The following is a 12612-nucleotide window of genomic DNA, read 5'->3' as shown; positions in this document are numbered from 1 at the left end:
CTGCCCTCTTTTCTCCGAAAGGTTTCCCCATGTCAGTCGATATGTCCAAACATTTTTCCACCAGCGCCCTCATACGGTTCACGCTGCCCACCATCGCCATGATGATCTTCACCTCGTGCTACACCATCGTGGACGGCTTCTTCGTGTCGAACTACGCGGGGAAAACGGCGCTGGCCGCCGTGAACCTGATCTTCCCCGCCGTGATGATACTGGCCTCGGTGGGCATGATGATCGGCACCGGCGGCAGCGCGCTTGTGGCCAAGACCTTGGGCGAGGGCGACCGGCCGCGGGCCCGGCGCCATTTCTCACTGCTCGTCGGCTTCGCCTTCGCCGTGGGCTCGATGCTGGCCATCGGCGGCTGGTTCTTCATGGAACCCACGGCCACCATGCTCGGCGCCACGCCGGGAAGCCAGATGCACCACGACGCCGCGCTCTACGGCCGCATGATGATGATCTCGCTGCCGTTCTTCATTTTGCAGTACGCCTTCCAGAGCTTCTTCGTCACGGCGGGCAAGCCCAAGTACGGCTTTCTGGTCATCGTGGCAGCCGGCGTGGCGAACATCTTGCTGGACTTCCTGTTCGTCGGCGTGTTCGGCTGGGGGCTTCCCGGCGCGGCGCTCGCCACCAACATCGGCGAGCTCATCGGCGGCGGCATTCCGCTTGTGTACTTCGCCCGCAAGCGCTCGACGCACCTGTACTTCGTGCGGCCGCACCTGCGCTGGCGCGTCATCGGGCGCGCTTGCGCCAACGGCTCGTCGGAAATGGTCACCAACATCGCCATGAGCCTCGTGGGCATCCTATACAACTGGCAGCTTCTGCGCTTCATCGGCGAGGACGGCGTGGCGGCCTACGGCGTCATCATGTACACCGTGATGATCTTCTCGGCCGTGTTCATGGGCTACTCCGTGGGCACCTCCCCGCTCATGAGCTTCCAGTACGGCGCCCAGAACCATACTGAAATGCGCTCGCTTCTGTGGAAGAGCCTCGGGATCATCGGCGTGGCGAGCATCGTCATGTTCCTGCTCGGCCAGTGGCTCGCCGCACCCCTATCGGCCATCTTCGTCAGCTACGACGCGGCCCTGCTGGAGCTCACCGTGAGCGCCTACAAGCTGTACGCCCTGTGCTTTCTGTTCATGGGATTCGCCATGTACGCCTCGGCGTTCTTCACGGCGCTCAACAACGGGCTCGTCTCGGCGCTCATCTCGTTTCTGCGCACGCTCGTGTTCCAAGTGGCGGCGGTCATCGTGCTGCCGATGCTGTTCGGCATCGACGGCATCTGGCTCTCGGTCACGGTGGGCGACGGGCTCACGTGCCTGATAGCCGCCACGTTCATGATCGCCCTGTCGGGCCGCTACGGCTACCGCAAAGGCGGCCTGAGCCCGAAGGCGAAAGCGAAAGCAGAAAACGGGGACTAGGCCACGTTTTCTGCATCGTAGTCAACTTATCTGCATCATTTCGGCACCCCTTGATGCAGAAACCAAGTTTACTCGGGCGGGTGGGGGACGCAGCGCACCCTCACCCGCCTTGCTTGATGTCGCAGCACCTCCTACACGGCGTCGGCGCGCAGGGCCTCTACCACGTTGTCGGCGCGGCAGCGGTGCATGCCGTAGGCCACCGACGCGCCCACAGCGACCGCGGTCATGACACAGGCCAGGGCCACGTAGTTCCAGGGCAGCGTGAAGGGAAGCCCCGTCATGGAGCCGGAGATCACCTGCCACAGCAGGAAGGACACGAAAAGCGACAGCAGCACGCCGGGCACGAGGCCGCGGACGCACCAGGCGACGCATTCCTCGGCCACCATGGCGCGGAACTGCCGGTTCGAGAGTCCCACCGACTTCATGACGGCGAACTCGCGGCGGCGCAGGATAAGGCTGTTGGTCACCGTGTTGAACACGTTGGCCATGGCGATCAGCGCCAGAATCACCGCGAACAGCAGGCAGAACACGTTCACCACCGTGGCGATCATCTGGTTGGAGTCGCGCTGCTCGATGTAGTCGTTGAAGGAGTAGAACGCCAACCCGTAGGGGCTCTTGTCGTGGAAGTACGCGCTGCCCGCCGTCGCCAGCTCCTCGGTCAGGGCGCTATGGTCGCCGTCGGCGGCATCGAAGTAGCCGTAGAAGATAGGGGCGTCGTTGCCGAAGCTCTGATAGGCCGCCACGGACTCGGGCACGATGAGCTGCAGGCCCTCTCCGCGTGCGCTGTCGATAGAAGGCGCTTCGTCGGCCAAGGCAGCGACCTCGATGGAGACCGTCTGCACCTCCGCCTCTTCCAGCGGGAACCATTCGACCCCGTCGCCTGCGCCCTCAAGGTAGGGTTGGAAGGCGAAGGCCGCCGAACCGTCCTCTCCGGGCTCTTCGCCAACGCCAATGCCCGCCGCCGGCTCGCCATGGTAAGTCACCGCCACCAGAGCTTCCAAAGTGCCCGGCTCGCGCAGCACGTTGAGCAGCTGGTAGACGCTGCCGTTGTTGCCGTAGCCTTGGGCCAGGGCGATGGCCCGCACGTGATCCGGATCGCGGAAGTCGGCCGGATTGAGCCCCAGGCTCTTCGCGTAGTCGTCGAAGGTGGCATTGTCCAGGTAGGCCACCGATCCCATGGTGCCGATGCGGCCATCGGCCATCTTGCCGCCCGCGCCGTTCTCCTCATTGGCAAGAGCTTCCCCGGCCATAGCCTCGGGCAGCATGGCATACAGCCCCGTTCCCATCTTCCAGCCCACGGGCTGGGCGTTGTCGATCTGAGAGAGGTCGTGGAAGGCGCCGGCGAGCACCTCGGCCTGGCGGGCGAACAGCTCGTTGTTCCCGGCCGCCACGGCCTCGGGCGTCGTCGGGGCAGCAGGCTGGGTAGCGTCATCGGCAGCCGCGCCTGCGGAGTCCGCCGTGCCGTCATCGCCGGCTTGCACGTCCCCGTCGGCCGTCCCTTCGCCCTGCGGCGTCTCCACATCCAGTTGGGCCATGACGCCCACCTCGCCGGCCAGCTCGCCGCCGCCGGTCACCACGTCGGTCAGGGTGCCGAGGAACACGCTCAGCGAGCCGGCAGTCATAAGCAGCACGATGGCGAGCGCCAGCGACACCGAGGCTGCCCGGCCCTTCCCCGTGCCGCGCTTGCGGCTGATGCGCGCCAGCATGCCGCCGACGCCGAGCACGCGCCCGGCCGCCCCACGCGCCTTCCACAGCGACGAGGGCGCCGTGCACTTCGCGGCCCGAGCCGCCCCGCGCCGGGAAACTCGGCTGCCACTGGCGGCCCGCAGCGAGTCGATAATGTTCGTGCGACTCGCCCGCTTCGCCGGAATCCACACGGACACGAGCACGGTGACGAAGGTGAGCACCGAGGCCACCAGCAGCACCCAGCCGTTCACGGCCACGCGGAAGGGAACTTCCACCGATCCGGCCAGCTGGGCGAGCGCCGGCCCCAAGGCGGCGAAGGTGACGGCGCACCCGGCCAAACCGATGAGAAGCCCGCAGGGGATGCCGATGACGGCCACGATGGCCCCTTCCAGCACCACGGCCCGGCGCAGCTGCCGGCGCGAGGCGCCCACCGAGGACAGAAGCCCGAACTGCTTGATGCGCTCGGCCACCGAAATGTTGAAGGCATTGAAGATGAGCGACACGCAGGCCACCACGATAACCGCCGCCAGCACCATGACCAGGCCGTAGAACGTCGTCCAAATGGAGGAGTCGCTGGAAACGCCCATGTAGCGCAGCATGGCCGTGTGCAGCACCACGTGCTCGTCGGGGAACAGCGCCTCTGCGGCCTCTTCCACCTGCTGGGTGTTGGTCACGTCGTTCAGCGTGAGGAACACGTCGGTAAAGGCGTCGGGCGCAGCGGCCCCGGCGGTCACGCCCACCATGCCCGCAGCGGTGGAAAGGGCGTAACCCGGACGGTCGTAGAAGCCCACGACGGTGTAGGTGCGCTCCTCGGTGTTCGTGACCTCCTCGTTGAAGATGCCGCCGTCGATGTCCGCCTCCAGCACGCCCATGGAGGAGTTGAGCGGCGCGCCGTCGGTGATCTCGCTCTCGTGGGCCTCCCCTTGCACGCCCCACGAGGCGGTCATGGTGCCCGCGGACATGGAGCCCTCCTCGCCCGGGGCGAGCCGTGCCACCCGCTGGCCCACGTTGAAGGTGACCTCATCGCCGAGGTTCACGCCGCCGTAGTCATTCCACGTGGCGAAGAGCATGATCTCGTGTTCGTTCTCGGGCAGGCGCCCCTCGCTGGGCTCGATGCCGCAGATGTCGCCCACATCGCCCTCGATGGAGCGGATGGCCAGGTAGGTGCCCTGGGTATCCTGCTGGTCGGCGGTCAGCTCGGCGAAGCCGATATCGCGCATGATCGCCGTGCCGGAAACCTGCGGATCGGCTTGGGCGCCGGTGATCCTCTCGTCGAGCACTGAGCTGTCGTCGGCTTCCACACAGGCCATCCACGTACCGGCCAGGGCTGCTTCATTGCGATAGAGGAAGTCGTTCAGCGAGACGAAGGTGGTGAGCACCGCCGTAAGCAAAGCCGCGGCCAAGGCCACGCCGGCGATGGTCACCAACGTGCGCACACGATTGGCCCGCAGGCTCTTTACGGTGAAGTTCGTCGTGGCGTTCATCGGCGGATCCTCTCGTCGCGCACGATGCGGCCGTCCTCCACGGCGATGATGCGATCGGCGGCCAGTGCGATCTCCTCGTCGTGGGTGATGACGATCATGGTCTGGCCGAACTCGCGGTTGGAATCGCGCAGAAGCTGCATGATCTCGCAGCTGTTGCGGGTGTCCAGGTTGCCCGTGGGCTCATCGGCCAGCACCACCGCCGGCGCGTTCATGAGGGCCCGGCCGATGGCCACACGCTGCTGCTGACCGCCGGAAAGCTGGCTGGGCAGATGCCCCTCGCGGCCGGCGAGCCCCAACCTTTGCACGAGGCCCTGCAAGCGGCCCGCGTTCACGGTGCGGCCGTCCAAGGCCACGGGCAGCGTCATGTTCTCCACAACGTTGAGCACCGGCACGAGGTTGTAGAACTGGTACACCAGCCCCACCTCGCGGCGGCGGAACACCGCCAGCTCCTCGTCGGAGCGAGCGTACACGTCGGCGCCATTCAGCAGCACGTGCCCCGAGGTGGGCCGATCCACGCCGCCGATGAGGTGCAGCAAGGTGGACTTGCCCGAGCCCGACGAGCCCACAATGGCCACGAACTCGCCCTCTTCCACGCTGAAGGACACGTCATCTAAGGCGCGGGTGGCCGCCTCGCCCTCTCCGTAGATCTTCGTCAAGTGGCTGACCGTCAAAATGTCCATGCCAGATGCCTTTCTTCTCCTGGTTTCCCAATCTACGGAACAAGTATGGCGGCCACCCATTGCCGCCCCCTAACGCGCCCATTACGGTAATGTAATTAAAAGGCTTAATGCTCAAAATTTGGAACACTAACGGGCCTAATGTCCCAAATTTCGAGCATTAGCAGGCGCGCCACCTACACCACGAGTTTCGGGAAGGCGATTTCGAAACGGGCGCCGCCGTCGGGGTTGTTGGAGGCGCGCAGGGTGCCGCCCTGGGCCGAGACGAGGGCCTGCGCCAGGGAAAGCCCGATGCCGAACCCGGCGGGCTGACGAGCGTCGTTGCCGTCGTCGTCAGCCCAGGGGCGACCAAGGTCGCCCCCTACGGGATCGGCCTGCATCCTGTCGGTCGGATCGGTATTTTCCGAACGGAACGGTTTTGATCGAATTCCCTCAGCCGGATCGAAGCCTTCTGAAGGGGACGACTTTAGTCGCCCCTCGGGCGCAAGCTCGGGAGATGCCGGGACGGGCCCCCTTCCCCGGTAGAAGCGCTCGAAGATGTGGGGCAGGTCCTCTGGGGCGATGCCGGGGCCGGTGTCAGAAACGGCAATAGTGGTGGCCAGGGCATCCTCACGCACGACCACGGTCACCGTGCCCCCGGGAGGGGTGTGCTCCATGCAGTTCTTCGCGATGTTCTCCACGGCCTCAGCGGTCCAGGGGGCATCGCCCTGGAAGGTGGCGGTCTCGTCCAATTCCAGTACGAGATTTACATCGCGCAGATCCATGGCCGTGGCCAAAGGCGCCACGGCCCGGCGCGCCACCTCGGCGGCCCGCACTTCGCGCCGCTCCACGTGCATGGCCCCGGCGTCCACCTTCGCGATCTTCAGCAGCGTGGTCACGAGCCACGAGACGCGCTCGATCATCGACTCCAGCTCGCGCACGGCGCGCTTGCGCTCCCGCGCATCGTCGGCGCGCTCCACCACGGGCAGCATGAGGGTGATGGCCGTGAGCGGCGTGCGAATCTGATGGGACACATCAGCCAGGGAATCGGCCAGGGCGTTACGCTCGCGGGCCAGTTGATCGCGGGTGCGCGAAAGGCGCGACACCATCTTCGACAGCTCGTTGGCGAGCACGGCCACATCACCCTCGCGGCAGTTCGAAAAGTCCACCGTGCGGCCCGAATGCAGCACCTCGTCGATCTCCTCGGCAAGTCGGCGAATCTGGCGATGGCGGTACAGCGACACCACGAGGAACACCGCCAGCAGCACCGCGCCCGTGCCGGCGACCCACGGCTTCACCTCGCTCGGCGCCGCCCACGCGAGCACAGCCACGAGCGCCGCCATAACCGCGCACTGGCGCAAGAGCGTCGATGCCGAGCCCACGCTACTCGCCCCCTCGTGCCGTGGCGGCGCACTCCATCGGCCACACGACGCACCCCATCGACCGCACGGCCTTCGGCCACCGAACTCGCGCCATCGCCCCTACTCCCCCACTTTGTAGCCGAGGCCGCGCACGGTGACGATGAGCTCAGGTTCAGCGGGATCGGTCTCCACCTTCTCGCGCAGGCGCTTCACATAGACGTTCAGCGCGTTGTCCGACACGTACTCCCCGGCGCTGTCCCAAATAGCGTCGCGCAGGTTCTCGCGGGTGACAAGCTTGCCCTTGTGCTGCAAGAAGTACAGCAGCAGCCGGTACTCCAGCGCCGAGAGGAACACCTCGCGGCCGTCCTTGGTCACGGCCGCCGAGGCTACGTCGAGCCTCACGTCGCCGACGGTGAGCACGTTGGAGGCCGGGGCCGTGCGCCGCAGCGCTCCGCGGATGCGCGAGATGAGCTCGCGGGCGCGAAAGGGCTTGGCGATGTAGTCGACGGCTCCCATATCGAGGCCCGCTACCGTTGAGTACTCGTCGTCGGAAGCGGTAAGGAAGATGACGGGCATATCCGGCGCCGCCTCGCGGGCCGCCGCGCACACGGCGAACCCATTGCCCTGGGCCAGCGTCACGTCCAGAAGCGCGATGTCGAAGTCGTCAGTCGCCAATGCCGCGCATGCCCCATCCTGGGTCGCGCAGGAACGCACGGCAAAGCCCTCGCCTTCCAAAAGATCAGTGAGCGCCCGCACGATGGCATGGTCGTCCTCAACCAACAGAACCCGCATGATGCCCCTTTCCACGCGCGCGTCGCCGCAGTCAGCACCTGAGCCGCTGCGCCCGATGCCCTTTCTCGTTCGCCACCATGATAGCGAAAGCGCCCCTGCACAGGGGGCGCTTTCAGGAAAAACCGCGCCAGCTTACGGAAGCGTAAGAGGCGTTAGTCCAGATGCGCAGCTACCACTTCCATGAGGCGCTCGGCTACGGCGCGTTTGCTCATGAGGGGCAGAAGCACGTCGTCGCCTTCCGTGACGAGCCACACCTCGTTGTTGTCGGTGCCGAAGGCGAGGCCATCGCCCACCTGGTTGGCCACAATCATGTCGGCGTTCTTCTTCTTGAGCTTGGCATGGGCGTTCATGAGCACGTCGTTGGTCTCGGCGGCGAAGCCCACCACATACTGATCGGGACGCTTGCCCGCGGCCAGAGTGGCCAGAATGTCGGGGTTCTCCGTGAGGGGTACGTTGGCGAGCGCCGCATCGTCGCGGCCCTTCTTCAGCTTGCGGTCGGCCGGGTTTGTCGGACGCAAATCGGCTACAGCGGCGGCGAAGATGGCGGCATCGGCGGCCGGGAACACGGATGCGGCAGCGGCCAGCATATCGCGGGCCGTCTTCACGGGCACCACTTCCACGCCGGCGGGCGCGGCAAGGGCCACCGGCCCCGACACGAGCACCACCCGCGCGCCGGCGGCCGCGGCGGCCTCGGCGATGGCGTAACCCATCTTGCCCGAGGAATAGTTGGAGATGTAGCGCACCGAATCGATGGGCTCCACCGTGGGGCCCGCCGTCACGAGCACCGTGCGGCCGGCAAGCGCGCCCGCGGGCATGGTGGCCGCGCCGTCGGCCACGGCGGCGGGCTGCGGGGCGTCGGTAGGAATGGGAGCAGAAGCGGATTCGGCGCAGCGCTCGGGATGACGCGAAGAGACAGCGCTGATCTGCTCCATCACGGCTGCGAACGGCACTTCGCCGTGCTGCTCGCAGGCCTCGCGCAGGGCGTCCAGGCCCACGCGCTCGGCCAGAAGCCCCAGCGTCTCGCGCACGATGACGGCCGGGTCGGCCAGGCGCCCGCGACCCACGTCGCCGCAGGCCAGATAGCCCGCATCCCCTTCGATGAAGCGCACACCGCGACGGCGCAGCGTGGCCATGTTCTCCTGGGTGGCCGCGGCCTCGTACATGTGCACGTTGGCCGCCGGCGCGATGGCCAGCGTCGCCGTGGTCGCCAGGGCCGTGGTGGACAGCAAGTCGTCGGCAATGCCGCAGGCCACCTTCGCCATCACGTTGGCCGTGCACGGCGCAATGAGGAACACGTCGCATTCCTGGGCGAGCGAAATGTGGCGAATGGGATCGGACGGATCGTCGAACAGCCCCACCGCCACCTTCTCGTGGGTGAGCGCCCGGAACGTCACCGGGTCGACGAAGTGCGTACCGTGCTCGGTCATGACCACCTTCACGCGCACGCCCGCCTTCTGCAGCCCGCGCACGATCTCCCCGGCCTTGTAGGCCGCAATGCACCCGGTCACTCCCACCAATATGCAAGGCCGCTCCACACTCATCGCCCTCTCCTTCCACGAAGTTTTCCGCCTATTATAGGCGAACCAACTGGCTAATTCGAATCGCACGCAGCCAGCGAAGGAGAACGCCCTCTCGGCGACCTCTTATCGCCCTGCGGAGAATGCGGCCGTTAAGAAGCAGATTCTGCTTCAGCAGCAACGATGTCGGGATGGTACCGACCCATGCGCGTCATCTTCTCTGCTTCTTTTGCCGCATTCGCAGCAGGATCAAGCGATAAGCGGGCGACGAGAGGGCGTTCTCCTTCGCCACCCGCATTACCGAGTTTCTACATATTCACGCAGTGGATCTTCTCGCCGCGCTCGAGGTAGGCCATGACTTCCTCGACGGCCATCTTGGCGCAGTTGTCCTCGGCCTCGGCGGTGGAGGCGCCCAGATGCGGGATGACGATAGCGCGCTCCATCTTCACGACGGCCGGGTTGGCGAAGTCGGTCACATACGCGGCCACCTTGCCGGACTCAAGCGCCTCGGCCATGGCGGCATCATCGACCAGCACGTCGCGGGAGAAGTTCAGGAACACGACGCCGTCCTTCATCTGAGCGATGGCGTCGGCGTTGATCATACCCTTGGTGGCGGGCAGCGCCGGCACGTGGATGGTGATGAAGTCGCTCTCCTTGAGAACCTTCGGCAGGTCGGCGAACTCCACCGTCGGGGAAATCTGCTCGTGCACGGTGATCTCGTCCATGGCCGGATCGTAGCCGATGACCTTCATGCCCAGCGCCTCGGCGGACTGCGCCACCAGCTTGCCGATGGCACCCAGGCCAATGACGCCCAACGTCTTGCCAAGAATCTCGCCGCCTGCGAACTGCTTCTTGGCCTTCTCGGCGGCCTTGCCCACGTTCTCATCATCGGCGTTGTCGCGCACCCACGCCACGCCGCCGATGATGTCGCGGCTCGCCAGCAGCATGCCGGCCAGCACAAGCTCCTTCACGGCGTTGGCATTGGCGCCCGGCGTGTTGAAGACGGCGATGCCGGCCTCGGCGAACTTGTCCAGCGGGATGTTGTTCACGCCAGCGCCGGCGCGGGCCACGGCCTTCAGGTTCGCGGGCACTTCCATCTCGTGCATGTCGGCGGAGCGCACGAGGATGGCGTCGGCCTCGTCGATGTTCTCGGTGACCTCATAGTTGTCGGTGAGCAGGGCCAGGCCCTCAGGAGAGATGTTGTTCAGGCAGTAGATCTTGTACACGAAAAGCTCCTTTCAGTAGGCATCCCCAGCATACCGCGAACTTTAGCGCGCTAAAGCAACAGTTGCGCTGACGGAGAAAAAGCGGTTTCGTGCGGCGGCGCACGCGGGTGGTGGCGCATGCGTGCGGCGGCGCGCAAGGGCGGCGGCGCATGCGGGTGGCGGCGCGAGGGTCGGCGGCGCGCAAGGGCGGCAGAAGCCCCGGCCCCCTACGCGTTGGCGTGGTGCACGTAGTCGCAAATGCGCGCGGTAAGCGAGCGCTCCGCCGCCGCAAACGCCTCGGCGCAGTCGCAGCCTTCCTCGACGCGCTGTTCGGCCTCGCGGATGTAGTGCAGCGTCGTCGTGAGCACCATGCCCACCACGGCCACCGCCTCGAACGCCGCATCGATATCGCCGCGAATGCTGCCCTCGCGCTGCCCGCGCTCGATCTGCCCGCGCAGCACCGCCAGCAGGCGCTCCTCCAAAGCGCGCATCGGCTCGGACCATTCGCGCCCGCGCCGCCACAACTCCGACACGAGGATGCGCCCGAATCCGGCGTTGCGGAAAATAGTCGCGGCGAAAGAATCCATCATGGCCGTAAGGGCTTCCACGGCCGAAGGGGCCTTACCGGCGATAGCCACAAAGTCGTCGACGATCTCGCCAATGCCCTCCACGAGGATGCAGGTGGCGATATCGGCCTTGCTGGAGAAGTGGTAGTAGGCCACGCCCTTCGAAACGCCCGCCACCTCCACGATGCGCTCCACCGTCGTGTCTGCGTAGCCGCGTTCGGAAATGACCTCGATCGCCGCATCCAGCAATTGGCGCCGGGTGGCGTCCGCCTTGCTCGTTCTCCCCTTCTGCTGGGCCATGCCCCACCTTCCCGCCCGCGCAACCGACAATGCCGCGTGCAAAACGCCTCGACCGGCTCCGCGCCGTCGGGCAACCACTCATTTTGGTCATCGCAGCGCAGCTGCGGCCATTAATCTCTCATCAACGAGGAGAGACGCTGCTGCGATGATAATACCGGGCTCCCGCAAGACCGGGCGCCCCGGCGAAAGACTCACCAAATCCCTTGAATTCCTGACTTATTTACTTAGTGTAAATAGACACCTTATCCCTGCTTGAAGCTACTTTTTCGGCCAATTTCAACCATTTGATTTCCCTTAGGGAAAACTCCTGTTACAATGCCCCCGTCATGAGGAGGACGAGAAAGGCTCGAGTCGTGACCGCCAAGATCATCGAATTTCCCGGCCAATGGTGGCGCGCGCCCGAAGCGGCCCCGTGCGAGGGGGTCTTTTCGAATGCTGCGCTCACCCTCGTTATCGGGCCGGCGGACGACTCCTCCCCGCAGTGCAGCGCCTTCATGAGCGCCGACGAGACCCTTGCCGACCTGCATCGGCTCATCATCCAGCACTTCGGGTGGGACGACGCCCACAACTACTTCTTCAGCCAGGGCTGCGACCGCTACGAGGATCCGTTGCTGTTCGCCACCCAAGATCGCGTCTCGGCCCGCTGCCGCCGCATCTACTGCGCCGCCGACGTGCCGCTGAGCCGCGTGTTCAGCCGTCCGGAGGAGCCGCTCTACTATACCTACGCGCTGCCGAATGGCCGCGAACTGAAAATCGTCCTCGACGACACCGTCGCCTTGAAGCTATTCGGCTGAACCGCCCCGCAGCGCCTCGTCGCGCAGCGGCTCCGACGTTCCCGTGCGCTTAAACGCGTGCTTGCCGGCCAGCAGAGGCGGAGCCTTCCGCACCCAAATGGAGCCGAGACGCAAGCCCAGCAGGCGGGCGCGCGACCGAATGGCCTCCGAGTACGCCTCCACGATCGGCTTTGTCTGCGCCACGTCATCCACGTAAAGAAGCAGCCGGTAGCGCTTCTCCCCCTGTCGCTTGCCATCCCGAACTGCCGTCTCGCCGGTTGATCCCGCGGCGAACATCTCCCGCACCGAGGCACCGCGAACTTTCTCGAGAAGAGCCCAGGCCAGCTCGGTGTCCTCGAAGACGAGAAACACGGCCCGCTTCACGATATCCAAGGCCCGCGCCTCGTCCTGGTACTTGAGCCCGTCACGGTTGCCGGGAACGCAGGCGCTCTCCCCCTCCTCCCACAATTCCGGAAACAGCCGCCGCTGGCGCATATCCCATTTCGCAGGGAAGAAGCGCAGCTCGTTGACGGCGAAACCCTCTTGCTCCAGGTTCATGAGCAGCACCGACTGCCAGGCGTCCACCTCGGTGCGCGCCATGGCGTCGTCCAGGTACATGCCGAAGACCCACCAGTCCTTGTGGCGGTCGGGCCCTTTGCGGGGGCGCTCGTCCTTGGCGATGTAGATGCCGTTGGTGTGCATGAGGACAAACCGTCCCACGTCCGGGCGCAAGCGCCACGTGCGCTCCACGGCCGCGCGGAAGCGATCCTTGTTCCGCGAGCGCTTGAGAGCTGCGGCGGCTTCAGGGCCCCAACCGGCAATGGTTCGGTCCAGTTCGGTGCCTAGCGTCTGCACAA

10 protein-coding genes are annotated in these 12612 nt (G+C 65.8%); 2 read left to right on the top strand and 8 right to left on the bottom strand.

Annotation, left to right across the window (positions count from 1 at the left end; genetic code table 11):
* The first annotated feature begins 29 nt into the window (after positions 1 to 29).
* Complete coding sequence (locus GO707_RS05065) at positions 30 to 1415, top strand: MATE family efflux transporter (protein ID WP_157012419.1); 1386 nt, start codon at positions 30 to 32, stop codon at positions 1413 to 1415.
* A gap of 131 nt (positions 1416 to 1546) precedes the next feature.
* On the opposite strand, the gene GO707_RS05060 is transcribed toward GO707_RS05065, so the two are convergent.
* The 7 genes from GO707_RS05060 to GO707_RS05030 form a co-directional block, all read right to left on the bottom strand.
* Entirely contained in the window at positions 1547 to 4585 is a 3039-nt protein-coding gene (locus tag GO707_RS05060; protein WP_157012418.1) for an ABC transporter permease, read from the bottom strand.
* Complete coding sequence (locus GO707_RS05055; RefSeq protein WP_022740744.1) at positions 4582 to 5265, bottom strand: ABC transporter ATP-binding protein; 684 nt, start codon at positions 5263 to 5265, stop codon at positions 4582 to 4584. Before GO707_RS05055 ends, GO707_RS05060 begins: the two co-directional genes overlap by 4 nt.
* A gap of 173 nt (positions 5266 to 5438) precedes the next feature.
* Positions 5439 to 6623, bottom strand: a complete 1185-nt coding sequence (locus GO707_RS05050) for a sensor histidine kinase (protein WP_157012417.1) — start codon at positions 6621 to 6623, stop codon at positions 5439 to 5441.
* Positions 6624 to 6722: 99 nt separating this feature from the next.
* On the bottom strand, positions 6723 to 7394 hold the full coding sequence (locus tag GO707_RS05045; protein ID WP_157012416.1) for a response regulator transcription factor: 672 nt from the start codon (positions 7392 to 7394) through the stop codon (positions 6723 to 6725).
* Between the two features lie 152 nt (positions 7395 to 7546).
* Positions 7547 to 8935: a bifunctional phosphopantothenoylcysteine decarboxylase/phosphopantothenate synthase gene (locus GO707_RS05040; protein ID WP_157012415.1), complete on the bottom strand. Its 1389-nt coding sequence runs from the start codon at positions 8933 to 8935 to the stop codon at positions 7547 to 7549.
* A 284-nt stretch (positions 8936 to 9219) separates the two neighbouring features.
* Complete coding sequence (locus GO707_RS05035; RefSeq protein WP_227070437.1) at positions 9220 to 10137, bottom strand: 3-phosphoglycerate dehydrogenase; 918 nt, start codon at positions 10135 to 10137, stop codon at positions 9220 to 9222.
* Between the two features lie 206 nt (positions 10138 to 10343).
* Positions 10344 to 10982 (bottom strand): TetR/AcrR family transcriptional regulator, encoded by a 639-nt coding sequence (locus tag GO707_RS05030; RefSeq protein WP_157012414.1) that lies wholly within the window; start codon positions 10980 to 10982, stop codon positions 10344 to 10346.
* Between the two features lie 353 nt (positions 10983 to 11335).
* On the opposite strand from GO707_RS05030, the gene GO707_RS05025 reads away from it, so the two are divergent.
* Positions 11336 to 11776 (top strand): IS1096 element passenger TnpR family protein, encoded by a 441-nt coding sequence (locus tag GO707_RS05025; RefSeq protein ID WP_198161018.1) that lies wholly within the window; start codon positions 11336 to 11338, stop codon positions 11774 to 11776.
* Here GO707_RS05025 and GO707_RS05020 read toward each other — a convergent pair.
* Positions 11765 to 12610 carry a hypothetical protein gene (locus GO707_RS05020; protein WP_157012412.1) on the bottom strand — a complete coding sequence of 282 codons (846 nt, stop codon included), beginning with the start codon at positions 12608 to 12610 and terminating at the stop codon, positions 11765 to 11767. The genes GO707_RS05025 and GO707_RS05020 overlap by 12 nt on opposite strands.
* Between the last annotated feature and the right edge of the window lie 2 nt (positions 12611 to 12612).

The organism is Adlercreutzia rubneri (assembly GCF_009755265.1).
GTDB lineage: Bacteria > Actinomycetota > Coriobacteriia > Coriobacteriales > Eggerthellaceae > Adlercreutzia > Adlercreutzia rubneri.
This window is presented reverse-complemented; position numbering and strand designations above follow the sequence as displayed.